Genomic DNA, 25,754 nt, shown 5'->3' with positions numbered 1-25,754 from the left:
AGCCGGTCGTCGCCGCGGGAACTCAGCCCTTCTGGATGGCCTCGGCGCGCGCCTGCATGGTCTTGACGACATCCGCCGGATCGAGATCCTCGATCAGCATCCGCTGCACCTCTTCCTGCACCATCTTGCCGAACTCGTTGTACTGGATCTCCAGTCCGGTCGGGATGCGGTCGACATTGGCCGCCGCGGCCGCCTTCATCGTCTCGATGAGCAGCGGGAAATGCGGCACCTCCTTTTCGACGCCGGAAACGTCTGCTGCCGGGCTCGGCGGCGTGTTCTTGCCGATGGTGGCGTATTTGCGCTGCCATTCGGGCGACATCACCAGCTTGACGAAGTCCCAGACGAGCGCCTTCTCCTCATCGGAGATCTCGCTCGCCATGCCGAGCACGTTGGACGAGCCGCCGACCGGCGGGGTAAAGGGCGGAACCGCGACGACGGTGTCGGCGGCGGCCGCGCCCTTCTGCATCGTGCCGTAGAGCCACGGCCCGTCGAGGCGGAGCGCCACCTTGCCGTCGGCAAAGAGCTTGCGGATGTCGCCGGCCGACATGTCGACCGGGGTCAGGCCTTCCTTGACGACGGTCTTCCAGCGGGTCAGGCCCTCGACCATTTCCGGCGTGTCGATGGTGACCTTGCCGTCGGCATCGGTCCAGTAGGCACCGGCGTCGAGGATGTAGCTCAGCATCTCGGTGAGGTACTGGCCGGCGCCGCCCTTGGTCTCGTGCCCGGTGCCGAACTGGTCGGTGATGCCGTCGCCGTTGAGGTCCTTGGTGGTCTTGCGCGCCACGTCGAGGAACTCGGCATAGCTGGTGGGAACCGCAAGGCCTTCCTTGTCCAGGATCGCCTTGTTGTAGGCCATGATGAACCCGAAATAGTTCAGCATGATGCAGGCGGTCTCGCCGCTCCACACGCACTTGCCCTGGCCGGCCCAGCCGGCCGTGTCGATGCCGTCCTTCTCAAGCCAGGGGCCGAGGTTCTCCATCCAGCCGTTCTCGGCGAAGGACTGGTATTCGAACGAGGCCAGATGCACGATATGCGGCGGCTGGCCGCCGGCAAAGAGCGTCGTCATCGTGTCCGCGTAGGCGGCGCGCTCGACCTTGGTGAACTCGACCGTCACGCCGGGATGGCTTTCCTCGAAGGCGGCGATGGCCGCCTTCCACCAGTCGCCGGTGCCGGCATCGTCCACCTGCCATGAGACGAATTTGAGGGTCGTGTCGGCCAGCGCCGGCGACAACATGGTCGCCGACAGCATGGCGGCAATCGTCGCGGCCTTGACGGATCGTCCGAAGAACTTGGTCATTTGCGTTTCCTCCACTTGGCTTTTTTTAGATCCGCTGCATGAGGCGCAGCGCTTCCTCCGATGGCCTGACCCCAAGCCCCGCACCGGTCGGCAGGCGGTAGGTACCCTCCCTGCAATCCATGTCGCCGGTGAGAAGGCGTCGGTTCGGCTCGAAAATCGAATGCTGGAACTCGTGGCCGATAAGCGTCGGCAGGGCGGCGCTCGCCTGCAGGCTGGCGGCGAGGAATATCCCGGCGCCGATCGTTGCATGCGGCAACACGTCGATGCCGCGCTCGGCGGCAAGCGTCCCGATGCGGGTGAAATTGGTGATCCCCTTGTGCCCCATCTCCGGCTGGACGATGGAAATCCGGCAGCGCTCGACCCGGTGGCGCATGTCCCAGACCGTGCGCCATTCCTCGCCGACGGCGATCGGCACGTCGGTTCCCTTCGACACCTTTTCCAGCGCCGCGATATCCTCGGTGCGCACCGGCGCCTCGGCGAACCACAGCCCGTGCGGTTCCATTGCCCCGATCAGGGCCAGCGCCTCGTCGGCACTCTGGTTCCAGTGCATGTCGGCGGCGATCCGCGCATCCGGCCCGAGAGCCGCACGCAAGCTCTCCATCTCCGCCGCCGGGCCGTCATCGGCCACCGGGGTCGCAAACTTGAAGGCGTTGAAGCCGCGCGCCTGCCAGGACAGGGCTAGCTCGGCGCGGGCGCCAGCAGTCTTTTCCGGCAGGCCGGACACATAGGCGGGAATGATCTTCGACCGGTCGCCGCCGAGAAGCTCCGCAACCGGCTTGCCGGCGATCCGCCCGGCAATGTCCCAAAGCGCGATGTCGATGGCGGCAAGCGCGTCGACATAGAAGCCGCCGGTATAGCCGCGCACACGCATCAGGTCGTAGAGATCGTCGTAAATCGCCGATGGGTCTGACGGGTCCCGCCCGATGGTGAAATCGGTGAGCAGGTCCTTGATGATCTCCGCGACCGCACCGGGCGCCACCAGGCCGTAGGTCTCGCCCCAGCCGGTAACGCCGTCCCGCGTCTCGATGCGCACGAGCACGCTGCGGTCGAAAGTCGGATAGACCGTGCGGTTGCCCCTGCGCACCAGGTAGCCGCGCGCATTGGGTTCCTCGCCCGGTCGCGAGGCTCCCAGATAGGGCGTGTCGCGCGTCTGCATCAGCGCGAAGACCTCGATGGCGCGAACTGCGTCGCTCATCGACGCCCCCCTTCGACCGCCAGCGGCGCGGCGATCAGTCCGAGCTCGGCCAGGTTGGCGTCGATATCGGCGATGGCCGGGGCATCCAGCTCCGGTGTCGGCGCGCGAACAACCGTATTGTCGAGGATGCCGCGCCGGCTCATCACATGCTTCGTCAGGCGCATCCGATAGACCGCCTGGAGCGTCAGCAGCGGCAGGGTCCGCACATAGATCGCGCGCGCCTCGTCGCGGCGACCGGCGCGCCAGGCCCGGTCCATCGCGACATGCTCGTCGACAATCTCGATTGCCGGCATGGCCGCACAGGCCCCGCGCGCATATTCATCCAGGATATAGCGCGCCCCGCCGCCGCCGATGATCCCGGCAAGGGTCTCCGGCCCGTGCGCGACCAGATGGGAGATCGCGGGTCCGGCCGGCAAGGTCTCCTCCTTGATATAGACGACCTGCGGCACCGCCCCGGCGATGCTGACAAGCGCCTCCGGCGAGATGTCCGAGCCGCGCGGCGCCGGCGCGTTCTGAAGCACGATGCGCGCGCCGGGAAGCCCGGCCGCAACCTCGGCCATGAAGGCCGTGACCGCTCCGGCCTCCGGCCCGATCGCCACCGGAGGCTGGATCATCAGGTGATGGACGCCGACCGCCGCCGCCGCGCGTCCGTGCCCGATCACTTCGACGGCCGATCCCGCACTGGCACCGGCAATGATCGGAACGCGACCGCCAACCTCGTCCGCCACGACCGCAAGCAGTTGCGAGCGCTCGGCGCCGTCGAGCTTCTCCACCTCGCTGGCAAACCCCGGGAAGACGACACCATCAACGCCGCAGTCCAGCGCGAAACGCACCAGGCGTCGCATCGCCGATGCATCGACCTCACCCGCCTTGGTGAAAGGGGTCGGAAGAACGGGAAGAATGCCAGCAAGCGCGCTCGTCATCTATATGTCCAATATGTGAGACTATGTTTCATAAATTGACACTATCTTGTTTCCCGAGCTAAGACAAGCATCAATGCTCTCGCGCCACGCCGTGCCCGAAAGGACCCTTCATGCCCTCCATCCCGGAATTGCCCGCAGCCCATGTCGTCGTCGACTGGGGCACCACGTCGTTTCGCGCGGTGCTTCTGTCGGCCGACGGCGCGATACGCGACCGGATCGAGACCGGCGACGGCATCCAGTTCGTCGACAAGGACGCGTTCGAGGCGACACTGCTGCGTCTGCTCGAGCCCTGGCTGGCGGCGGAGGGCGCGCTCGACATCGTGCTCGTCGGCATGGTCACCAGCCGCAACGGATGGATCGAGGTGCCCTATGTCCCCTGCCCCTGCACGCCGGGCGACCTTGCCGGCGGTGCGGTCCGGCGCCGGCTCGTCAACGGGTCTTGCGCGATCCTGCTGCCGGGGATCAACGATCCGGCGCGCAAGCCCTTTCCCGATGTCATGCGCGGAGAGGAAACCCAGATCGTCGGCTTCGGCCTTGAGAAGGACGCGACGATCGTGCTTCCCGGCACGCACAGCAAATGGGCACGTATCGCCGGCGGCCGCATTTCCGGCTTTCGCACCTTCGTGACCGGCGAACTCTACGCGCTGCTTGTCCAGCATTCCTTCATCGCGCGCGCCGCCGGCGCGGCGACCGAAGGCGGATCCTCCACGGCCTTCGAGCGCGGCATCTCCGAAGGCGCAACGGATACGATCGATGGCGAGGCAATGATGTCGCTGATCTTTTCGGCACGCACCGGCATGCTGGCCGGCGAACTCGCCGCCGCCGACATTCGCGACTATGTCTCCGGCCTGCTGATCGCCCAGGAATTCCGTCAGGCTCGGGCCTGCGGCTTCTTCGGGCAAGGCGACCGGATCGGCATTGTCGGCAATGACGGGCTCAACCGGCGTTATGCCGATGTTGCACGCCATTTCGGGCTTGAAGTCGTCGCTGGCAGCGAGCATGCCGCCATCGATGGTGCGCGCGCCATTCTTGCAGCCGGAAAAGGAACCCGCCATGACGCTGCATGACGCCCTTGCTGCCTGCCCGCTCATTGCGATCCTGCGTGGCGTGAAGCCGGACGAAATCCTCGGTGTCGCCGGGACCCTTTATGATGCCGGCTTCCGCGCCATCGAGGTGCCGCTGAACTCGCCCGATCCCTTCGCCAGCATCAAGCGGCTGGCTGGAACCTATGGCGACAGGGCGATGATCGGTGCCGGAACCGTCACCGACCCGGCCGACTGCCGGCGCCTCGCCGAGGCGGGAGGCCGACTGATGGTCGCGCCGAACTACGCACCCGATGTCGTCGAGGAGGCGCAGCGCCTCGGCCTCGTCACACTGCCGGGCGTCGCCACTCCTTCGGAAGCCTTCGCCGCGCTACGCCAGCGGGTCGACGGACTGAAGCTCTTCCCGGCCGACGCCATCGGCATGGCGGCGCTGAAGGCCTGGCGCAGCGTCATGCCGAAGGACGCATTGCTGCTGCCGGTCGGCGGCATCGATGCCGCCTCGATCGCCGACTGGCGCAAGGCCGGCGCCGACGGGTTCGGCATTGGCGGCGCGCTCTATCGGCCCGGCACCGACCTCGACACGCTGGCCAAGACCGCGAAAGATTTCGTCGCCGCCGCGAGAGCCGCCTTTCCCCGGGACTGACCTCCGCCCCAGCCTCCAACTCCGGAGCTTTCATGAGCCGCAAGGCAGACGTGCCGACCGCACCGGTGACGGCGGTCCCACAACGACCGGCGCCGGACGAGAAGCGCGCCCTTGTCGAGGGGCTGTTCGCCGTCGGTGCCGGCGTCATCAACAATGCCTGCGTCAAGCTGCTGGCGACGATGCCGACGAGCCAGCTCATCCTGTTGCGCGCCGCGGGAACCGTGCTGGTCCTGCTGCCGGTGATGATCCGGCGCGGGCTGCGCCGGCCGCCGCCGGCGGTGATCGCGCGGGCCGCCCTCGAGGCGCTGGCCACCGTCTGCCTGATGCACGCGCTGACGCTCGCCTCGCTCAGCTTCATCGCAACCGTGATGATGACGATCCCCATCGGCGTGATGGCGGCGAACTGGGTGCTCGCCGGAGAGCCGCTCAGCCCGCGCGGCCGGGTCCTGCTGCTGATCGGGTTTGCCGGCGCCATGGTCGCGACCGGGCCGGCGCTGGCGGGCAGCGCCAGGGGCGCCATCTTCGCAATCATCTCGGCCGTGTTTTACGTGACGCGCGACCTGGTCACGAGCCGGCGCGCATCGGACGCTTCCAGCCTGGAACTGTCCTTCACCGCCAGCATCGCGACGCTGGTCCTCGCCGTGGCGCTCGGTGCCATCACCGAGTGGCGTCCCCTGCAAGCCGGCGAGAGCGGCATTCTCGCCGCGATGATCGGCTTCTACATCCTCAGCAACCTGCTGATCGCCTCGGCGACGCGGGCACGCCGTTCGACGCTGGTCGCGGCCACGCGCTACTCCGCCGTCCTCTGGGCGGCACTCTTCGATCTCGTCCTCTTTCAGGCCGCCCCGCGCCCGCTGACGCTTGCCGGCGCCGCGCTGATCGCCGTCTGCGGGCTCGGATTGATGTGCACGGAACGACGTCCGTCCTGAGCGGCAACCGCCTCCCAGACCCAGGCGGCAAGATCCGCGGCGTGCGGCGGCAACTCGACGGCAAGGCCGCCACAAAACTCCTGGAAGGCCGGCGCGTTCAAGCGGTTCAGCCCCACCAGAACAGGGATCTCCCTGCCAATTGCTTCAGCAATCAAGTCGCGGAAACCGCGCCCTTCCGCCTCATGCTTGCCGAACTTGTTGATGATCAGGACATCGGCGCCGGCGGCAAGCCGCGCTCCCACGAGACCGACGGCGCTCTCCAGCGCGTCCGGATCGAGCCGGCAGCCGCGCGACGCCTTGCCGAGCGACTGGGAAATGCGGATCACCGGCCCTTCGGGCAGGATCTTCACATCCATGTCGCAGGGACCGTCGTCCGGCCGCTCCGAATTGACCTGGACCGTTCCGCAAACACGCAGGCCATCCACCTGCAACACCTCGGAAAGAGAGGCCATCAACAGGTCCACATCACCGCGCCCCGGCGATATCGCAAATGCAAGTTTCATCAAGAGAACTCCCTATCTTTCGAAAAACTGTACGAATTCGAGCAAATCTCCTTCCGAGATTGACTCGACTTCGGCCGGGATCAGCACAAGCCCGTCAGCCTGGGGCAGCAGCGACACGCGGGCGGAATTGGTCACGTCAGGGCACAGGATCACCTCACGGCCCAATCCGTCGAACCCGGCAAGGCGGGCGAGCCGCAACTCGCAGCGTCCAGGCTTGTGGCTCAGTCTCATCCCGGTCACCACGTGGCGCCGACGGGCGCGGGGCGCCGAAATCCCCGCCAGGCGTTCCAGCAACCGGTTGCCGAACAACATCCAGGTGGTGAAGGCGGCAAGCGGGTTGCCCGGCAGGCCAAGCCAGAAGGCCTTGCCAAGGCGTCCGAACGTCAACGGCTTGCCGGGCTTGATGGCAACGCCGCTGAAGACGGTCTCGCCGCCAAGGCCGCTGATGGCGGGACGAACGAGATCCGCAGCACCGGCCGAGACGCCGCCGCTGGTGACGATGACATCGGCCGTCTCCGACAGACAGGAAAGACGCGCCCTGAGCGGACCCAGCGCATCCCCCTCGTGGCGCGAGACCAGAACCTCGACATCCTCGCGGGAGATGGCCGCCGCCAGCATGGGGGAATTGACATCCCAGATATGAGCCCCCGCAAGCGGATCGCCGGCCGGGCGCAATTCATCGCCGGTGGCAAGGATCACGACACTGAGCTTGCGGCGAACGCGGAGCGATCCCGCACCTGCCGCAGCGGCAGCGGCGATCTCCCGCGGCCCGAGCCGGGTTCCCGCCGCCACGATCACCTGGCCGGGCATCATGTCCTCGCCTGCGGGGCGGATATGGGTGCCGACCTCCGGGCGACGGCGAAGGACCAAGCGGTCGCCCTCGCGCTGCACATGCTCCTGCATGACGACGGTGTCCGTTCTCTTCGGCAAGGGCGCACCGGTCAGCACCTGCACGGCGCTTCCCTCGCGCACCGCGTCGCCCGGGACGTGGCCGGCAGCGATGCAATCGCCAACCGGCAGGACCCAGGGCCCCTCGCCCTCGAGCGTGCCGGCGGCGAGCGCGTATCCGTCCATCGCGGCATTGTCGAAAGGAGGCGACAGGGTGGCGGAAATGACGGGTTCGGCCAGAACACGGCCTCGTGCGTGTTGCAGGGAAACGTGCTCGGTCTCCTCGACCGCAACCGACTTCCCCGCGATCCGGGCGAGCGCCCCGTCGAGTGACAGGAGACCGTCGCCAACCTCATCCTCGCCGCAGCCGCATCCTGGTCGTTCGAGACGATGCACGGTCTTCATGACCTAACCTCCGGAGTGAAATGATCTTGCGCAACCGTGCAGTCGAGGTTGCGCAAAAGCCCGTCGTTGAGCCCGTAGATCAGGCCGTGGACATTGATGTTCCCGCCGCGTGCCCAGGCGCGTTGCAGGATCGGCGTTTCCGATACCCGCCGGACACCCTCGATGACATTGAGCTCGGCCAGCCGGTCACGCCGGTCCTCGACGGACCGGGCCCGGGCAAGATCGATCGCATAGGCCCGCGCAAGACGACGGATCGGTTCGAGCCAATGGTCGGCGAGCCCGTGCGGAAGGCCTTCCGTCGCGGCCCTGACGCCGCCGCAGCCATAGTGCCCGCAGACGATGATCTCGCGGATACCGAGCGTGTCGACCGCGAATTCCAGCGCGCTCAGAAGGTTCATGTCCGAGGAATGCACCACGTTGGCGACGTTGCGATGGACGAAGACCTCGCCGGGATCGAGACCGGCCACCACGTTGGCCGGCACCCGGCTGTCGGAGCATCCGATCCAGAAGAACTCCGGCGACTGGCGGATGGCCAGCCGCGCGAAATAACCCGGCTCCTGTGCGTTGCGCTGCGCCGACCATTCGCCGTTTCGCCTGAGCAGGTCACTGAGCATGCAGAACCTCCGAAAACGGGACCAGGGCGTCGCGTCAGGCAGTCCGGGTGGAAAGATCGACACCCGAAATCTCCGCCGAAGCCACGAGATCCGCGACAAAGGCCCGGGCGGCGCGTGCCCAGGACGCCTTTTCCATGGCGGCCGCGATCTTGGGACGAACGGCCTCGTAGGGAAGCACCTGCCCTTCGGCCAGCGCATCGAGACGGATCACGTGATAGCCGTGCCGTGTTGCCACCGGCTCCGCCGTGACCTCGCCGTCGCCAAGAAGGCGCAACGCCGTCTCGAATTCCGGCACGGTGTCGCCCGGGCCAAGCTGGCCGAGGGTGCCGCCACTGGATCGCGATCCGCAGTCGCTTGCGCGCGCGGCGAGCCTTGCGAAGCCGGACGGATCGGCCAGCGCCTCGGCACAAAGCCGGCGTGCCCGGTCGCGCGCGATCGCCGCGCCCGTCTTGTCTCCCGGCTCGCAAGCGCACAGGATATGCGACACTTCCCACAGCGGCGGCGACCTGAAGCGCGAGGGGTCGCGCTGCCATTCCTGGCGGACTGCCGCGTCCTCGGACGGGGTAGCCTCGACGACCAGGTCCAGCAGCGCCCGGATACGCGCCTCCTCGTCCGTCTCGTAGCGCCCGGGGCCGACCTCACGCCGCTCCGTGACGATCTCCCGCCGGGCCGCTTCCTGCAGCAGCAGGGTGCGGATGGCGAGCGCCTCGGCGGCGCGCTGCCAGGCGGCGCGCGGCGAGCCGTCCCGGACAGGATGGTTTTGCGCTTCCGTGCCGATCGCCGCGACCGGCAGATGTTCGCCATTGACGACAATCTCGCGCATGAACGGCTCGGCCGCCGTTTCCTGTCCTTCCACCGCGACGCCCTTCACGGCGATCACTGTTCGACGGGCATTGGCCATGTTCTTTCTCCGAAGGTTCGGGCGGCTGCAAGTCCATGCAACCGCACCCGTGTCGAGACCGTTTCAGGACTGGCGCGTACCGCGCCCGGCAAGCGGCGTCTGCCGCCGGGAGCGGACGATCTGGTAGCCCGGCCGCAGCAGGTAGCGCAGCGGCGCCGACAGCATGTGGACGAGCCGGGTGAAGGGAAACAGCAGGAAGATCGTCAGGCCGAGCGCCAGATGCAGCTTGAAGATCGGCGAGACGTCGGCGATATGCGCGGCCGCGTCCTTCTGGAAGGTGAAGATCCCCTGCGCCCAGGCCATGAATTTTGTCATCTCGTGGCCGTCGAGATGCTGCAGCGAGACGACGATGGTCGCCAGGCCCAGCACCAGTTGGGCAAGCAGCAGCGCCAGAATGCCTATATCGGCGAAGCTGGACGTCTTGCGAATGCGGGGATCGGTCCAGCGCCGGTGGAACAGCATGCCGCCGCCAATCAGAGCCATCACGCCCGCAATGCCGCCGCCGACGACGGCAAGAAGCTGCTTGGCGCCATGGCTGATGCCGAGCATGTCGAACACCCAGATCGGCGTCAGCAGGCCGAAGAGATGTCCGAAGAAGATCACCAGCACCCCCACATGGAACAGCACCGAACCAATGACGAACTGGCGCCTGCGCAGGAGCTGCGACGATGACGATTTCCAGGTGAAGGGGTCACGCTCGTAGCGCGCGATCGAACCGATCGCGAGCACCGACAGCGCGATATAGGGATAGATACCGAACACGAAATTGTGCATCTCGACCTCCATCATTCAGCCGCGTGGCCGTGAGCGAGCGGAACGGAAACGGGTGTGTCCATGCGCGCCAGCATGTCGCGCACCTGCGGGCATCCGGCATTGGGATCGGGACCGAAGGTCACTTCGCTCTCCTCCCAGACACGATCGAGCGCCTCAAGGTCGGAAGGATCGATCTCCGGTTCGGCCAGAAGCCCGGCAAGCGCCGTGTCGTCCGGACGCGCGTCGGCGAGTTGTCCCAGGGTTTCGAAGGCCGCCGCATAGGCGCTTTCGCGCCGTTGCAGACGCTGACGCAAGGCCTCAAGGATATGGGCGGCATCGGCGAGAATATCGGTCGCCTCCTCCGCCGGCCGGTTCGACAGAAACTCCAGCAGCACCGGCAGGTGATCCGGCAGCTCGGTTGTCGCGGGCTCAAAGCCTGCGGCACGATAGGTCTCCAGCAGCGAGACCATCGCCCCGCCACGGTCGCGGCTCTCGCCGTGAACATGCTCGAACAGGTTCAGCGACAAGGAACGGGAGCGATCGAACAGGCCGACATAGGCTTCCTGCAGATCGTAGATATCGCCCGTGGCGAGCATGTCGCAGAGATCGCGCATGCCGCGTCGCGCCAGCGCCGTGAGCCTTGTCTCGGCGGCAAAGACCGCCGAGATCTCGGGCATGGCGCGCTGCAGTTCCTCGCCCGGATAGCTGAGCACCAGGGACAGGGCTTTCATCGAGCGGTCCATCACATCACCTCCGTCGGCATCTTCAGCGGCCGCTTCTTGCCGCCGAACAGCGACGCCTGGCTGGTTCCCGACGAGCAGCCATTGCCGTCGGTGAAGCCGCAACCACCCTTGAGGTCATAGGCTTCCTCGACCTGTTCGCGATGGGTCGTCGGGATGACGAAGCGGTCTTCGTAGTCGGCAAGCGCCATGATCTTGTACATGTCCTCGATCATCCGCCCGGTGAGGCCGACACGCTCGGCGATGCCCTCGTCGAGCTCGCCCTCGATGGTCTTGGCGCGCATGTAGGCGCGCATCGCCAGCATCCGCTCAAGCGCCTGCACCACCGGCCCCTCGTCGCCCGCCGTCAGCATGTTGGCGAGATACTTCACCGGAATGCGCAGCGAGCGCACGTCAGGCATGGCGCCGTCGACGCCGATCTTGCCGGCTTGGGCGGCGTTCTGGATCGGCGAGAGCGGCGGGATGTACCAGACCATCGGCAGCGTCCGGTATTCGGGATGCAGCGGAAAGGCGACCTTCCACTCCATCGCCATCTTCCAGATCGGACTTTCCCGCGCGGCGCGGATCCAGTCCTCGGGGATGCCGTCGGCGCGCGCCGCCTCGATCACCGCCGGATCCTTGGGGTCGAGGAAGATGCCGAGCTGCGCGTCGTAGAGATCCATCGGGTTCTCGACGCTTGCCGCTTCCTCGATCCGGTCGGCGTCATAGAGGATGACGCCGAGATAGCGGATGCGCCCGACGCAGGTCTCCGAACAGACGGTCGGATTGCCGCTCTCGATACGCGGATAGCAAAGCGTGCACTTCTCCGACTTTCCGGTCGACCAGTTGTAATAGACCTTCTTGTAGGGGCAGCCGGACACGCACATCCGCCAGCCGCGGCACTTCTCCTGGTCGATCAGGACGATGCCGTCCTCCTCGCGCTTGTAGATCGCACCCGACGGGCAGCTCGCCGCGCAGGTCGGGTTGATGCAGTGCTCGCAGAGCCGGGGGAGATACATCATGAAGGTGTTCTCGTATTCCCCGTAGATCTCCTTCTGGATGCCTTCGAAGTTGTAGTCCTCGCCGCGCTTGGCGAACTCGCCGCCGAGGATCTCCTCCCAGTTCGGCCCCTTCTCGATCTTCTCCATCCGCTCGCCGGTGATCACCGAACGCGGACGCGCCGTCGGGAAGGCCTTCATCTCCGGCGCCGACTTCAGATGGTCGTAGTCGAAGTCGAAAGGCTCGTAGTAGTCGTCGATCTCGGGCAGGTCCGGATTGGCGAAGATGTTCGCCAGGATCCGCCACTTGGAGCCCTGCTTCGGCCGCAGCTTGCCGGAGCGCGTGCGCTCCCAGCCACCGTTCCAGCGCTTCTGGTTCTCCCAGTCGGTGGGATAGCCGGTGCCGGGCTTGGTCTCGACATTGTTGAACCAGGCGTATTCAACGCCCTCGCGGCTGGTCCACACGTTCTTGCAGGTTACCGAGCAGGTGTGGCAGCCGATGCATTTGTCGAGGTTGAGCACCATGCCGATCTGTGCGCGCACTTTCATTGGGCGGCCTCCTCGTGGCTTGCGTCTGCGGACGCGGGCTCATCGAGCCAGTCGACCTTGCGCATCTTTCTCAGGACGATGAATTCATCGCGGTTGGAGCCGACGGTTCCGTAGTAGTTGAAACCGTAGGATTGGTGGGCGTAGCCGCCGATCATGTGGGTCGGCTTGAGCACGGCGCGGGTGACCGAATTGTGGATGCCGCCGCGCAGGCCGGTCTTCTCCGAGCCCGGCGTGTTCACGATCTTCTCCTGTGCGTGATACATGAAGATCGTGCCGTCCTTGATGCGCTGCGAGACGACCGCACGCGCGGTCAGCGCACCGTTGGCGTTGTAGGCCTCGACCCAGTCATTGTCCTCGATCCCGGCCCGCTTCGCGTCCGTCTCGCTGATCCACACCACCGGGCCGCCGCGGTTGAGCGTCAGCATCAAGAGGTTGTCCGAATAGGTGGAGTGGATGCCCCATTTCTGGTGCGGGGTGATGAAGTTGAGCACCAGGTGCGGCTCGCCGTCGCGCGCATCCGTGTTGATGCGCCCGGTGACGGTCTTCAGGTCGACCGGCGGCCGGTAGGAGACCAGGCCCTCGCCGAAGGCCCGCATCCACAGATGGTCCTGATAGAGCTGCTGGCGGCCGGTCAGCGTGCGCCAGGGGATCAGTTCGTGGACGTTGGTGTAGCCGGCATTGTAGCAGACCGTCTCGCTCTCGATCCCCGACCAGGTCGGCGAGGAGATGATCTTGCGCGGTTGAGCGGCGATGTCGCGGAAGCGGATCTTCTCGTCTTCCTTGGGCAGTGCCAGATGGGTGTGGTCGCGGCCCGTGAAGTCCGACAACGCCTGCCAGGCCTTGACCGCCACCTCGCCGTTGGTTTCCGGCGCAAGCATGAGGATGACCTCGCTCGCGTCGATGTCGGTGACGATGCGGGCGCAGCCCTTGGCCGGGCCTTCCTCCCACACGCCGTTGAGGTCGCGCAGGTGCTGGACCTCGTGACCCGTCTTCCAGGCAATGCCCTTGCCGCCGTTGCCGACCTTGTCCATCAGCGGGCCGAGGGCGACGAAGCGGTCATACAGCGCCGGATAGTCCCGCTCGACGGCAATGAAGGCCGGCGCCGTCTTGCCCGGGATCAGGTCGCATTCGCCCTTCTTCCAGTCCTTCACCTGGTCCTGTGCGATCTCGGCCGGCGTGTCGTGCAGGATCGGCAGCGCGACGATGTCGGTCTCGCGGCCAAGCACCTCCGGCGCGACCTGCTGGAACTTGGCGGCGATCGCCTTGAAGATTTCCCAGTCCGACTTGCTCTCGTAGGCCGGATCCACCGCCGCCTGCAGCGGGTGGATGAAAGGATGCATGTCGGAGGTGTTGAGGTCGTTCTTCTCGTACCAGCTGGCCGTCGGCAGGACGATGTCGGAATAGACCGCGGTGGTCGACATGCGGAAGTCGATGCAGACCAGCAGGTCGAGCTTGCCGCGCGGTGCCTCGTCGTGCCAGCGCGCTTCCTTGGGAAGCGGGCGCCCCTCCTCCTTCAGGTCACCGCCCAGGACGCCGTGATCGGTGCCGAGCAGGTGCTTGAGGAAATATTCGTGCCCCTTGCCGGACGAGCCGAGCAGGTTGGAGCGCCAGACGAAGAGATTGCGCGGCCAGTTCTCCGGCGCATCCGGATCCTCGCAGGACATCTCGAGCTCGCCGGACTTCAGGCCGCGCGCGACATAGTCCTTGATCTCGACGCCGGCCTCCTTTGCGGCGCGGGCAACGTCGAGCGGGTTCTGCTTCAGTTGCGGCGCGGACGGCAGCCAACCCATCCGCTCGGCGCGGATGTTGTAGTCGATCATGCTTGCGTCCCAGTCGCCCTCGGGCGCCGTCGGCGACAGGATCTCGCTCGCCTCCAGCGTCTCGTAGCGCCACTGATCGGTATGGGCGTACCATGCGGAGGTGGAGTTCATGTGGCGCGGCGGGCGGCCCCAGTCGAGCGCGAAGGCGAGCGGCGCCCAGCCGGTCTGCGGCCGGAGCTTTTCCTGGCCGACATAGTGGGCCCAGCCGCCGCCGGACTGGCCGATGCAACCGCACATCACCAGCATGTTGATGACGCCGCGATAGTTCATGTCCATGTGGTACCAATGGTTCATCGCCGCGCCGATGATGACCATGGACTTACCCTTGGTCTTTTCCGCGTTGGAGGCGAATTCCCGCGCCACATGGGCGATCTTGTCGGCCGGCACGCCGGTGATCTTCTCCGCCCAGGCGGGTGTGCCGGGGCAGTCGTCGGCGTAGTCGCTCGCCACCCAGTCGCCACCAAGACCCCGGTCGAGGCCGTAATTGGCGCAAAGCAGGTCGAACACCGTGGCGACCGCGACCTCGCCATCGGCGGTCTGCACCCGTTTTACCGGCACGTTGCGGGTGAGGATGTCGGGACGCGTGTCGCCGGTGGTGAAGGCCTCGCTCGCCGCACCGCCGAAATAGGGGAAATCGACGCCGACGACGTCGTCGCGGTCCTCTTCGCCGATGAAAGTCAGCTTCAGCCGCGTCTCGGCCGCGCCGGCACGTTCCTCAAGGTTCCAGGTGCCCTTCTCGCCCCAGCGGTAGCCGATGGCGCCGTTGGGGGCGACGAGCGAACCGGAACTCTCGTCGTAGGCGACGGTCTTCCACTCGGGATTGTTGGCCTCGCCGAGCTTGCCGTCGAGATCGTCGGCGCGCAGGAAGCGGCCCGGGACCAGCCGCCCGTCGCGCGCCTCCAGCCGCACCAGCATCGGCATGTCGGAATATTGGCGGCAGTAGTCCTCGAAATACTCCGCCTGCCGGTCGAGATGGAACTCGCGCAGGATGACGTGGCCGAACGCCATGCCCAGCGCCGCGTCGGTGCCCTGCTTGACGTTGAGCCACACGTCGCCGAACTTCGCCGCTTCCGAATAGTCGGGACAGATGACGGCCGACTTGGTGCCGCGATACCGCGCCTCGGTGTAGAAATGCGCGTCCGGCGTGCGGGTCTGGGGAACGTTCGATCCCCACAGCAGCAGGTAACCGGCATTGTACCAGTCGGCCGATTCCGGCACGTCCGTCTGCTCGCCCCAGGTCATGGGCGAGGCCGGCGGCAGGTCGCAATACCAGTCGTAGAACGACATGCAGACGCCGCCGAGCAGGCTCAGGTAGCGGGAGCCCGCGGCATAGCTGACCATCGACATGGCCGGGATCGGCGAGAAGCCGAAGACCCGGTCGGGACCATACTTGCGGGTCGTGTAGGCATTGGCTGCGGCGACCAACTCCGTCGCCTCGTCCCAGCTCGCCCGCACGAAACCGCCCTTGCCCCGGTTCTCGACATAGGAGGCGCGCAGCACGGGATCGTTCTGCAGGCGCGTCCAGGCGGCGACCGGGCTCATCGTGCGGCGCATCTCGCGCCAGATCCTCATCAACCGGCCGCGCACCAGCGGGTTCTTCACCCGGTTGGCGGAATAGAGATACCAGCTGTAGCTGGCGCCGCGGGCGCAACCGCGCGGCTCGTGGTTGGGAAGATCGGGGCGGGTGCGGGGATAGTCGGTCTGCTGGGTCTCCCAGGTGACGATCCCCGACTTGACGTAGATTTTCCAGCTGCACGAGCCGGTGCAGTTCACGCCGTGGGTGGAGCGCACGATCTTGTCGTGGCGCCAGCGGTTCCGGTAGGTCTCCTCCCAGTCGCGGTTTTCACGCGTGACCTGGCCGTGGCCGTTGGAGAACCTCTCCAGTTCCTTCGACTGGAAGAAGTTCAGTCTGTCGAGCAGATGGCTCATGGTCCGGTCCTTTCTATTCGGCGGGCTGGGCGGTGGCGGCCGCTGCGCGGCCACGTTCGATGTCGTGCAGGAGGCCGCCCGGGCGCGTGTACCAGGCCCAGGTGATGACGAGGCAGATCACGTAGAAGCCGAGGAAGCCCCAGAGCGCGGCCACGGGAGCTCCGGTCATGGCGATCGAGGTGCCGTAGGCCTTGGGGATGAAGAAGGCGCCGTAAGCGGCGATCGCGCTGGTGAAGGCGATGATCGCGGCGCTCTCGCGCTCCGCCTGCTTGCGGCTCGCGGCCGCGTCCAGCTCCGGCATCAGGCGCGGGATCTCCCGGCCCATGATCGCGGGGATCATCTGGAAGGTGGAGGCATTGCCGATGCCGGTCAGCAGGAACAGCGCCATGAACGCCGCGAAGAAACCCTCGAAGCTGCCCGCACCGATCGAGGCGATAACGCCGAAGACCGCCAGGATCATGCCGGCGAAAACCCAGACGGTGACCCGTCCGCCGCCGAAGCGATCGCTGACCCAGCCCGTTGCCGCGCGTGACAGCGCACCGACAAGCGGACCCAGGAACACATACTGGAGAGCGTTCACTTCCGGGAACTGCAGCTTGGTGAGCAGCGGGAAGCCCGCCGAGTAGCCGATGAAGCTGCCGAATGTGCCGGTGTAGAGAATGCACATCAGCCAGTTGTGCTTGCGGCCGAAGATCACCGCCTGCTCGCGGAAGCTCGCCTTGGCGTCGGCGATGTCGTTCATGCCGATCCAGGCGGCGGCGGTCGCCATCAGGATCAGCGGAACCCAGACGAAGCCGGCGTTCTGCATCCACAGGCGCCCGCCGTCGGACATGACCTGCGGCTCGCCGGCAAGGGCGCCGAAGACGCCCGCCGTGATGACCAGCGGCACCAGGAACTGCATCACCGAGACGCCCAAGTTGCCAAGCCCGGCATTGAGCGCCAGCGCGTTGCCCTTCTCCGCCTTGGGGAAGAAATAGGCGATGTTGGCCATCGAGGAGGCGAAGTTGCCGCCACCGAAGCCGCACAGCAGCGCCAGGGTGAGGAAGATCAGGTACGGAGTGTCAGGGTTCTGCACCGCATAGCCGATGCCGAGCGCCGGCAGGAGCAGCGAAGCGGTCGAAAGCGTCGTCCACAAGCGGCCACCGAAGATCGGCACCATGAAGCTGTAGAAGATGCGCAGCGTCGCGCCCGACAGGCCCGGCAGCGCCGCCAGCCAGAACAGTTCTCCGGGCGTGAAGTCGAACCCGATGGCGGGAAGCCGGGCGACGACGACCGACCAGACCATCCAGACCGAGAAAGCCAGAAGCAGCGACGGGATCGAGATCCACAGGTTGCGGCGCGCGACATGGCGGCCCGTCCCTTCCCAGAAGCCCTTGTCCTCCGGCCGCCAGTCGTCGAGCATGCGCGGCATCGCGGTCTTCTCGGGATGGTGGATCGGCTGCATCTCGGGCAGTTGCGGCAGGGCATCCAGCGCCTCGCCGTGGGCTGCCCGCTCCATCGCGCGGACCGACAGGTGCATCCACGCAAGCGAGACCGCGACGACGCCGAAGAGCAGCGCGAAACAGCTCGTATAAATGCCGCTCAAATCGAGCAGCGCGCCGAAGGCGATGGGCAGGACGAAACCGCCAAGGCCGCCGATCATGCCGACGAGACCGCCGACCGCGCCGACGTGATTGGGATAATAGACGGGGATGTGCTTGAAGACGGCCGCCTTGCCGAGGCTCATGAAGAAGCCGAGGGCGAAGAGCGTGCCAACGAAGGGCCACAGGCCCATTTCCGTGGTGAAGGAGATCAACCCGTCCTTGCCGCGAATGACATAGTCGGTCGGCGGGTAGGAGAGCATGAACAGCAGCACGAGGCTGAAGCCGAAGGTCCAGTACATTACCGAACGGGCACCGAAACGGTCCGACAGATGACCGCCATAGGCGCGGAACAGGGAGGCCGACAGCGAGAAGGCCGCGGCGCTCATGCCGGCGGTTCTCACGTCGACGCCATACACGTCGATCAGGTAGTGCGGCATCCACAAGGCCAGCGCGACGAAAGCGCCGAAGACGAAAAAGTAGTAGAGCGAGAAGCGCCAGACTTGGAGGTTTTTCAGCGGCGCGAACTGCTGTGCAAGGCTCGGCGACTTGATGCCGCTGCGGCGGCGCTCGATGAGTTCCGGATCGTCCTTGGCGAAGATGAAGAAGAGAACGCCGACGATGGCAAGGCCGATCGCCCAGGCGTAGGCGACGCCATGCCAGCCATAGGCGACCATGACGAAGGGCGCGACGAACTTGGTCACCGCCGCACCGACATTGCCGGCGCCGAAGATGCCCAGCGCCGTGCCCTGACGGCCGGCATCATACCAGCGCGAGACATAGGCAACGCCGATGATGAAGGAGCCGCCCGCAAGGCCGATGCCGAGTGCGGCGACCAGGTACATCGTGTAGGAATGGGCCAGTGTCAGCGCCCAAGTGGCCAGCGCCGTCAGTATCATCTGCGCCGAGAAGACAAGGCGGCCGCCGTATTTCTCGGTCCAGACACCGAGGAAAAGGCGTGTGACGGAGCCGGTCAGGATCGGGGTCGCGACGAGAAGTCCGAACTGGGTGTCCGTCAGCCCGAGCTCGTCCTTGATCGCCACGCCGATGATGGAGAAAATCGTCCAGACCGCGAAACAGGCGGTGAACGCGATTGTGCTCAGTGCCAGCGCGCGATTTTGTTCGGCGGGTCTGACGCTGTCAGTGGTTTGCATGTCGATGCCTCCAGGCGGATGCGCTTCGCTCGAGCCAAAAGCTCAGGCGCCAACACAGCAGGAGGCGGGTGTGCCGAACTTGATCCAAGTCAAGAAACACGTAAAAGTCTTTTGAAATAAATGGCTTATAGAAAAATGTCAGCTCATCGGCGCAACCCGTGCAATTCGTCGATCAACATAGAATTCATATTATTCTGATGTTTTTTGTTTCTTCTCTTGATAAATATCAAGAGAAGAAACACGACCGCAGTCGGCAGGCCGCGACGGGCAAGGGTGGGCAATGAGAACCAGTGACATTCCGGAGGTCCGCAGTCTCCCCCTGTTCAGCAACATGAGCGACGACAGTTTCGGTGCGCTCATGCGGGCGGCCTATGTCCAGACCTTCCCCCCGCATGTCGAAATCGTTTCCGAGGGCGATGCCTGCGACTTCCTGCATATCGTGGTGGACGGCAGCGTCGAGCTCTTCGCCAGTTGGAACGGTCGCGAGACGAGCATGGCGATCGTCCAGCCGGTGAACGCCTTCATTCTTGCCGCAACGATCCGCGACGCGCCTTATCTCATGTCGGCGCGCACCATCGAGAAGACCCGCATGGTGCTGGTCCCCTCGACGGATGTGCGCGCGGTCTTCGACACGGACAACGCCTTCGCCCGCGCCGTCGTCGCGGAACTCGCCCAGGCCTACCGGGCGGTTGTGAAAGGCAAGAAGAACCTCAAGCTGCGCACTTCGATCGAGCGGCTGGCCAATTACCTGCTGCGCATGCGCGCGGTCTCCGGCGGAGGCCCGGAGTTCGAACTCGACATGGAGAAGCGCCGGCTGGCATCGCTGCTGGGCATGACGCCGGAAAACCTGTCGCGGGCGATCCGGGCCCTGCAGCCCTATGGCGTCGAGGTCGACAACAGCCGGGTGCGGATAGACAATCCCGACGAGCTTGTCCGCCTGGCAAAGCCGACACCGCTGATCGACGACCCCGAGCATTGAGACCGACCGGGTTGGTCAGGGGAGCGGGTTGACGCCGATTAGATAGGGGTGGAGCGCGATCAGGCCGAGATAAAGGCAAAGCCCGGCGACGAGACGCAAGGCGAGCGCCTTTGCGGAGACCGGCCCCGGCAGCAGGGGCGACGCCGCGACCGCATCCGACAGCGACTGCCATCCGGCGCCCATTTCACGCTGGCGGCGCCGGTCGACGATCTTCATCCCGGCAAGCGCGAAGGCGGCGAACGTTCCGAAAAGCAGCGCGTGGGCAAGATCGCCATTGGCGATGACATGCGCCGCCGCCCACAGCGCCATCGCGGCAAGCAGCGGATGACGGCACCAGCGGGCAAGCCCTGGATGCGCGGGATCGAAGGTTTCGTTCGCCCGGCCACCGAAGGAGAACGGGTTGGGACGGGCGATCGCCAGCGCGACAATCAGGCAGGCCGGCAGCATCGCCAGTGCCGGCACATGCATCTGCCAGGCCTGCCAGGGCCACAGTGCCACGTAGGGCGCGCGCCCGGCAGCGCCGATCAACCATGCCAGCACGGCGATCGACAGAGCCGAATAGGCGATCAGGAAGGCGGGGCGGCCGATCAGGCCCTCGACCCGGCTCCGCACGACAGGGCGCAACGGCAGCGAATGACTGACAAAGAACACCGCGAAGGCAATCGCCAGCTCCGCCCAGGCCATGCTCACACGGTCTTCCGGTAGCGCGCCAGCAAGGGGCCGTAGAGCACGGCGAAACCGGCAAATGCCGAGATCCATGTGAGGGCGGACAGCACGTAGAGCATCTCCGCCTGGGCCGGTGACAGGCCGGCCAGCACACGCATCAGGACCGAGCAGATCAGCAGCAGATACACAAGCGCCGTTCCCGGGCCGGCGGCAAGCGCCTGTCCGGTATGACCAAGGGTGGCGCGCGTCATCACAGCGAGCGTCATGACGCCGATGGCGCCGGCAAGCCACAGGTGCTGCGCGGCGGCGGTGCCAAGCATCCCGGGGAACAGGATGGCCGTGCCGAGCGCCAGCGCCCCGGCCGGAACGAAGCCGTAGCCGGCGTGCAGGATCCAGACGAGCGGTTCGGCGCCGGTGCGCGCACCGGCCCAGCGCGACAGGCGGAGCGCGTGGAGCGCCCCCGCCGCCATCAATGCAATGCCCGTCGACACCCCCTCGGGCATCACCACCCACAGCGCGAGCGCGACAAACAGGGCCAGAAGGGCCGCCTTGTCAAATCGCCCGAGCGGGCGCGGCAAGCGGGTCTCGCCACGCTTCACCAGCCAGTTGCGGGTGAAGGAGGGCACGATCCGGCCCCCGATGACGGCAATCATCAGCACCGCCGCGGCAAGTCCCAGCCGCAAGCCCGACCCTTGCGCCGCATACTCCCCGCGCGCCGCATCCAGATGGAAAAGCAGATTTCCGGCGATCATGAGGGCGAGCATTGCAAGCACAACAAGGTTCCGCCAGTTCCGTCCGGCGACAAGCTCGCGCAGGATCGCGCCCGCAAGTACCACCTGAAAGGCGAGGTCGACCGCCGCGACCAGGCTTGCCGGAAGTCCGGCCGATACGGCGACCACGATCCGTCCGGAAAGCCAGAGCGTGAAAAGACCGGCGAGCGGCCATCCGACCAGGGGCAGACGGCCCGTCCAGTTGGGCACCGCCGTCAGCAGAAAACCGGCGATCACGGCGCCGAGATAGCCGAACAGGAATTCGTGGGCATGCCAGGAGACCGGGTCGAAGGCGGTTGGCAGGGACAGCCGTCCCGCGAGCATGGGGATCCAGGCCGCCATCGCCAGCGCGGCAAAAACGGCACTGCCCAGGAAGAAGGGGCGGAAACCGTATGTGAGGATCGCAAGGCCCTTCCATGCCCGCATCCGCTCCGCGCTCGTCGCCATTGCCATCGCGCCCTCGCTTGTGTTGGCCTAACCGCGCCGGGTCTCTCGCCACGGCCACCGGCACCATCGGTGAATACGTATTTGAAATACCAATTAACAGATGTTATTACGCATCTCAAATACCAATTCAGGAGCGCGACATTGCGCCTCACATCCTTCACCGACTATGGCTTCCGCGCGCTCATGCGCATGGCCGGCGAACCGGGGCGTGCCTTTTCCACGTCCGAGCTTGCGACAGACCTGCGCATTTCGCGCAATCACCTGGCCAAGGTCATCTCGCGGCTGGCGCGGGCCGGCATCCTTTCAACGCGTCGGGGCGGCGCCGGCGGCGCCGTTCTGGCGCGCCCGGCCGAAGAGATCCGGCTTGGCGACATCGCCCGCATCCTGGAGGCCGACCAGGCGCTGGTCGAATGTTTCGCCGGCGATGCCAGCGCCTGCACGCTGGTGCAGGGATGCCGCCTGAAATCGCGTCTGGCAGCGGCGGAAAACGCGTTCCTCGCCGAACTCGACCGCAGCACGCTTGCCGATTGCGCCTACCCGCCCTGAGCGACAGGCGGCATCGAAACGGTCAACTGCCCTGATAGTGCTGGACGCCACGCTCGAAGTAGTCGACCAGCGCCACGCATTCTCCGCTCAGCTTGTCACCATGCGGCTTGATGATCGAGTATTCGAACCGCTCGACTATATCGACCGGCCGCACCACTCCGCCCATACTCCGGTGATCCTCGGCAGTGAAGGCGTCGACAATGCCGACCCCCATGCCGCGCATGACCAGTGCCGAGACGATGTGCGAAAGATAGGACTTCATCTTCTGCACCGGCGGACGCTGCATCTTGGCGAAGAGCCGGTCGAACGCGCGCCCGGACATGGTGGAATCGACAAAGCCGACAAAGTCGAGATCGGAAAGATCGGCCGGGCGGATCACCGCCTTTTCGCCCAGCGGATGTCCCGGTGCCGCTATGAAGCGGAAAGGCACGGACCCGGAGCGCACAACGTCGACCTCGTATTTGTGCTGCGTTGGAATGCCGAAGCCGATCTGGCACTGGCGCAGCGCCACCTGGCGCACGACCGGCAGCGTTGTCATCGACAGGAACTCGGCCCGAAACTCAGGCCGCTCGGCGGCGAGCAGCGCGATCACCCCGGGCAGCACCGACTGGGCGATCGCCGGGGCGGCGGCGATGGTCAGCGTCGCCCGGTAGCCCTGCCTGATCTGGGCGGCGGCCCGCTCGATCTGCGTCAGGCCGACGAAACTGCGCTCCACCTCGGTCCACAATTCATGTGCCTCGCGGGTGGCGACGACCCGCCCGCCCCTGCGCGCGAAAAGCGGCAGTTCCAACCGTTCCTCGAGATCGCGAATGAGGCGGCTTACCGCAGGTTGCGAAATGGCAAGCTCGTCCGCAGCCGCCGACACGGTACCGGTGCGCATCACCGCGCGGAAAGCCTCTAGAGATCGCTGGGATAAAGACGCCATTATAACATTTCCGCATAAGCGTGGAATAAAACGGTATTTGCCTTATACCGCCCGCCTCCGCAGTCTGACAACAAGGCGCATGTCTGGAGGGGCGATGTGAGCGTGTCAGACGAAAATCGGTCGATGCCGGAGAAGACCCAGGTCGTTGTCATCGGCGGCGGGATCGTCGGCGTCTGCACGGCGCTCTACCTTGCCGAAAAAGGCATCCCCGTCGTCCTGTGCGAAAAGGGGCGGATCGCCGGCGAGCAGTCGTCGCGCAACTGGGGCTGGATCCGCAAGGCCGGGCGCGACAATCGCGAACTCCAGCTGATGATCGAGAGTGCCGCCCTTTGGAACGAGCTTGCGCCACGGCTTGGCGAGGACATCGGCTACGGCATCCGCGGCACGACCTATCTTGCCGCGAACGAAACTGAACTGGCTCGGCACGAGACCTGGCTTGCCGACAACAGCGGCTTCGACCACGGCTCGACGCTCCTCAGCCCGCAACAGACGGACGACCTGCTGAAGCGCAACGACCGCCAGTTCGCCGGCGCGCTGCACACACCCTCCGACGCCACCGCGGAGCCCGCCCTGGCGGTGCCGGCCATGGCCCGCTATGCGGAGCGCCTGGGAGCGACGGTCCTCGAAGGCTGCGCCGTGCGCTCCATCGAACGCAGCGGCGGCAAGGTGCGCGCGGTCGTCACCGAGCGCGGCGAGATCGCCTGCCAGTCGGTGGTGCTCGCCGGCGGCGTGTGGTCGCGCACCTTCCTGGAGAACCTCGGCCTGTCGCTGCCGCAACTGGCGGTGAAGTCGTCGGTGATGCGCACCACGCCAGGGCCCGAAGTGATCGCCGGCGCGGTCGGCGCAACGAACGCATCGCTCCGCCGCCGGGCCGATGGCGGCTACACGATCGCCCGCTCGGGTGCCGCCGAGTTCCAGCTCGTTCCCGCCGCCTTCCGGCACTTCGCGGATTTCCTGCCGATCCTCGCCGACCGCTGGCGAATCATGAAGATCCGCGTGTCCGGCGACTTCTTCGGCCCGCTCGGCCGGCATCGCTGGAAAGCGGACGAGGTGACGCCTTTCGAACAGGTGCGGGTGATGGACCCGACACCCGACCGGCAGCTTCTCGACAGGGTTCTCGCAAGCGCCAAGGCGCTTCATCCGCGTCTCGACGGTGTCGAGATCGCCGAGACATGGGGCGGGCTCATCGACGTGCTGCCCGACGAGATCCCGGTGGTCGACGAACCGCCGGGATGGTCGGGGCTGGTGATCGCCACGGGCCTTTCCGGACACGGGTTCGGCATCGGGCCGGGGGTCGCCAAGCTGGTCGTCCAGCATATCGAGGGCGAAACCCCACTGGTCGACATGAAGCCCTTCGCCTTCTCCCGGTTCACCAGGAAGGCGGCCGCATGACCCGACCCGCTGCCCCGACCCCCGACGTGCTTGTCATCGGCGCCGGCATCACCGGCACCTCGGCGGCACTCGAACTGGTCGGCAGCGGGGCGCGGGTGGAGGTCATCGACAGCTACGGTCCGGCGGCGATGGCATCCGGATGGACGCTTGCAGGTGTGCGTCAGTCAGGCCGGCATCCGGCAGAGTTGCCGCTGGCGCGTGCCGCGGTGGAGATCTGGGCCGGGCTCGACGAAACGCTCGGCGCGGCGACCGGATACCGGCGCTCGGGCAATCTGCGCCTTGCCCGCAACGAGAGCGAAGTCGACACGGTCCGCGCGCTGGTTGCCAGCCAGACCGCAGCCGGCTTGCCCCTCGACTTCCTCCCCGACCTGCAGGCCGTGCGCGAAATTGCCCCTGCCCTGTCCGACATGGTGCTCGCCGCTTCCTTCTGCCCGACCGACGGGCACGCGGATCCCGTGGCAACGGTCGAGGCCTTCGCCCGTCGCGCCGAAGCACTGGGCGCGCGCCTTTCGTTCGGCGAGCGGGTGCTGCGCCTGGAGACCGAGGGCAACCGGGTCGTCCGGGTCGTGACCGACCGCAGGACGCTCTCTCCCGGTGCGGTGCTCATCGCCGCCGGCTTCCTCGTCAACGATCTTCTCGGCCCTCTCGGACATGACATCCCCTTGCGCAGGCCGATGGTGACCGTGCTTCGCAGCGCGCCCTGCGCGCCGCTGCTCACACCGGTCCTCGGCGTCGCCAACGCCGACATGGCGGCCCGGCAGGAAATCTCGGGGCGCATGCGGGTGACGAGCGGGGCGGAGGACTGGCCGGGCGAGATGGTCACGACCGACGGCCGGCCGACCATTCGCCCACGCATGCGCGGTGTGCGCGAGACCATCGACAAGGTGTCCGCCGTGCTGCCCGACTTTGCCGAGATGGAGCTCGCCGGCGTATGGGCCGGCGCGCTCGACCTGACGCCGGACGCCCTGCCGGTGATCGACCGCGTCCCCGGCCTTGCCAATGTCGTGGTCGCCGCCGGATTTTCCGGCCATGGCTTCGGCATCGGCCCGGTGACCGGTCCGATCGCTGCCCGCCTCGTGCTCGGCGAGACGCCGGGTCACGGGATCGACAGCTTCCGCTTCGACCGCTTCGCGAGCAGTGCCGCCGCCCCCGCCCCGCTCACCCTGCACGGATGAAGGAGACCGCC

Annotated in this window: 22 protein-coding genes; 7 read left to right on the top strand and 15 right to left on the bottom strand. The window is 66.4% G+C overall.

All coding sequences use genetic code 11. The features are described from left to right. Positions 1–22: 22 nt before the first annotated feature. The 3 genes from ACQY46_RS09890 to ACQY46_RS09880 are packed head-to-tail and all read right to left on the bottom strand — an operon-like array spanning position 23 to position 3,415. Positions 23–1,297 (bottom strand): ABC transporter substrate-binding protein, encoded by a 1,275-nt coding sequence (locus ACQY46_RS09890; protein ID WP_428700072.1) that lies wholly within the window; start codon positions 1,295–1,297, stop codon positions 23–25. Between the two features lie 25 nt (positions 1,298–1,322). Continuing rightward, a complete protein-coding gene (locus ACQY46_RS09885; protein ID WP_428700071.1) occupies positions 1,323–2,492 on the bottom strand; it encodes a mandelate racemase/muconate lactonizing enzyme family protein in 1,170 nt (389 codons plus the stop codon). Then, a complete protein-coding gene (locus tag ACQY46_RS09880; RefSeq protein WP_428700070.1) occupies positions 2,489–3,415 on the bottom strand; it encodes a dihydrodipicolinate synthase family protein in 927 nt (308 codons plus the stop codon). Before ACQY46_RS09880 ends, ACQY46_RS09885 begins: the two co-directional genes overlap by 4 nt. 110 nt (positions 3,416–3,525) lie before the next feature. Here ACQY46_RS09880 and ACQY46_RS09875 point away from each other — a divergent pair, with 110 nt between their 5' ends. The 3 genes from ACQY46_RS09875 to ACQY46_RS09865 are packed head-to-tail and all read left to right on the top strand — an operon-like array spanning position 3,526 to position 6,030. Beyond that, complete coding sequence (locus tag ACQY46_RS09875) at positions 3,526–4,482, top strand: 2-dehydro-3-deoxygalactonokinase (RefSeq protein WP_428700069.1); 957 nt, start codon at positions 3,526–3,528, stop codon at positions 4,480–4,482. Beyond that, positions 4,469–5,101, top strand: coding sequence for a 2-dehydro-3-deoxy-6-phosphogalactonate aldolase (locus ACQY46_RS09870; RefSeq protein WP_428700068.1), 633 nt, complete (start codon positions 4,469–4,471; stop codon positions 5,099–5,101). The genes ACQY46_RS09875 and ACQY46_RS09870 overlap by 14 nt, the downstream gene beginning before the upstream one ends. A 32-nt stretch (positions 5,102–5,133) precedes the next feature. Beyond that, the gene (locus ACQY46_RS09865; RefSeq protein ID WP_428700067.1) at positions 5,134–6,030 is read left to right on the top strand and encodes a DMT family transporter; all 897 of its coding nucleotides are present in this window, start codon (positions 5,134–5,136) and stop codon (positions 6,028–6,030) included. Here ACQY46_RS09865 and ACQY46_RS09860 read toward each other — a convergent pair. The 9 genes from ACQY46_RS09860 to ACQY46_RS09820 form a co-directional block, all read right to left on the bottom strand. Beyond that, positions 5,937–6,533 carry a DUF2478 domain-containing protein gene (locus tag ACQY46_RS09860; RefSeq protein ID WP_428700066.1) on the bottom strand — a complete coding sequence of 199 codons (597 nt, stop codon included), beginning with the start codon at positions 6,531–6,533 and terminating at the stop codon, positions 5,937–5,939. The genes ACQY46_RS09865 and ACQY46_RS09860 overlap by 94 nt on opposite strands. Positions 6,534–6,545: 12 nt before the next feature. After that, positions 6,546–7,826: a molybdopterin molybdotransferase MoeA gene (locus ACQY46_RS09855; protein ID WP_428700065.1), complete on the bottom strand. Its 1,281-nt coding sequence runs from the start codon at positions 7,824–7,826 to the stop codon at positions 6,546–6,548. Next, on the bottom strand, positions 7,823–8,440 hold the full coding sequence (locus tag ACQY46_RS09850) for a carbonic anhydrase (RefSeq protein ID WP_428700064.1): 618 nt from the start codon (positions 8,438–8,440) through the stop codon (positions 7,823–7,825). Before ACQY46_RS09850 ends, ACQY46_RS09855 begins: the two co-directional genes overlap by 4 nt. Positions 8,441–8,474: 34 nt before the next feature. After that, complete coding sequence (locus ACQY46_RS09845) at positions 8,475–9,341, bottom strand: peptidylprolyl isomerase (RefSeq protein ID WP_428700063.1); 867 nt, start codon at positions 9,339–9,341, stop codon at positions 8,475–8,477. Between the two features lie 63 nt (positions 9,342–9,404). After that, on the bottom strand, positions 9,405–10,127 hold the full coding sequence (narI, locus tag ACQY46_RS09840; protein WP_428700461.1) for a respiratory nitrate reductase subunit gamma: 723 nt from the start codon (positions 10,125–10,127) through the stop codon (positions 9,405–9,407). Further along, on the bottom strand, positions 10,127–10,825 hold the full coding sequence (gene narJ / locus ACQY46_RS09835; protein ID WP_428700062.1) for a nitrate reductase molybdenum cofactor assembly chaperone: 699 nt from the start codon (positions 10,823–10,825) through the stop codon (positions 10,127–10,129). The genes narI and narJ overlap by 1 nt, the downstream gene beginning before the upstream one ends. Before the next feature lie 11 nt (positions 10,826–10,836). Further along, positions 10,837–12,360, bottom strand: coding sequence for a nitrate reductase subunit beta (gene narH / locus ACQY46_RS09830; protein WP_428700061.1), 1,524 nt, complete (start codon positions 12,358–12,360; stop codon positions 10,837–10,839). Continuing rightward, positions 12,357–16,109, bottom strand: a complete 3,753-nt coding sequence (locus ACQY46_RS09825; protein ID WP_428700060.1) for a nitrate reductase subunit alpha — start codon at positions 16,107–16,109, stop codon at positions 12,357–12,359. The genes narH and ACQY46_RS09825 overlap by 4 nt, the downstream gene beginning before the upstream one ends. 13 nt (positions 16,110–16,122) lie before the next feature. Then, positions 16,123–18,843, bottom strand: a complete 2,721-nt coding sequence (locus tag ACQY46_RS09820; RefSeq protein ID WP_428700059.1) for a nitrate/nitrite transporter — start codon at positions 18,841–18,843, stop codon at positions 16,123–16,125. Positions 18,844–19,123: 280 nt separating this feature from the next. Here ACQY46_RS09820 and ACQY46_RS09815 point away from each other — a divergent pair, with 280 nt between their 5' ends. Then, positions 19,124–19,822, top strand: a complete 699-nt coding sequence (locus tag ACQY46_RS09815; protein WP_428700058.1) for a helix-turn-helix domain-containing protein — start codon at positions 19,124–19,126, stop codon at positions 19,820–19,822. A gap of 15 nt (positions 19,823–19,837) precedes the next feature. Here the strand turns inward: ACQY46_RS09815 and ACQY46_RS09810 are convergent, their stop codons facing one another. Continuing rightward, a complete protein-coding gene (locus ACQY46_RS09810) occupies positions 19,838–20,506 on the bottom strand; it encodes an NnrU family protein (RefSeq protein ID WP_428700460.1) in 669 nt (222 codons plus the stop codon). 2 nt (positions 20,507–20,508) lie between these two features. Further along, a complete protein-coding gene (locus ACQY46_RS09805) occupies positions 20,509–21,711 on the bottom strand; it encodes an NnrS family protein (protein WP_428700057.1) in 1,203 nt (400 codons plus the stop codon). Positions 21,712–21,846: 135 nt separating this feature from the next. Between ACQY46_RS09805 and ACQY46_RS09800 the strand changes: the two genes are divergently transcribed. Further along, positions 21,847–22,251 carry an Rrf2 family transcriptional regulator gene (locus ACQY46_RS09800; RefSeq protein ID WP_428700055.1) on the top strand — a complete coding sequence of 135 codons (405 nt, stop codon included), beginning with the start codon at positions 21,847–21,849 and terminating at the stop codon, positions 22,249–22,251. Positions 22,252–22,273: 22 nt separating this feature from the next. Here the strand turns inward: ACQY46_RS09800 and ACQY46_RS09795 are convergent, their stop codons facing one another. Further along, the gene (locus ACQY46_RS09795; protein WP_428700054.1) at positions 22,274–23,131 is read right to left on the bottom strand and encodes a LysR family transcriptional regulator; all 858 of its coding nucleotides are present in this window, start codon (positions 23,129–23,131) and stop codon (positions 22,274–22,276) included. A gap of 168 nt (positions 23,132–23,299) precedes the next feature. On the opposite strand from ACQY46_RS09795, the gene ACQY46_RS09790 reads away from it, so the two are divergent. Next, complete coding sequence (locus tag ACQY46_RS09790; RefSeq protein WP_428700053.1) at positions 23,300–24,568, top strand: NAD(P)/FAD-dependent oxidoreductase; 1,269 nt, start codon at positions 23,300–23,302, stop codon at positions 24,566–24,568. Next, entirely contained in the window at positions 24,565–25,743 is a 1,179-nt protein-coding gene (locus tag ACQY46_RS09785; RefSeq protein ID WP_428700052.1) for an NAD(P)/FAD-dependent oxidoreductase, read from the top strand. The genes ACQY46_RS09790 and ACQY46_RS09785 overlap by 4 nt, the downstream gene beginning before the upstream one ends. The last annotated feature ends 11 nt before the right edge of the window (positions 25,744–25,754 follow it).

It is taken from the genome of Stappia sp., from assembly GCF_965276915.1.
GTDB lineage: Bacteria > Pseudomonadota > Alphaproteobacteria > Rhizobiales > Stappiaceae > Stappia.
This window is presented reverse-complemented; position numbering and strand designations above follow the sequence as displayed.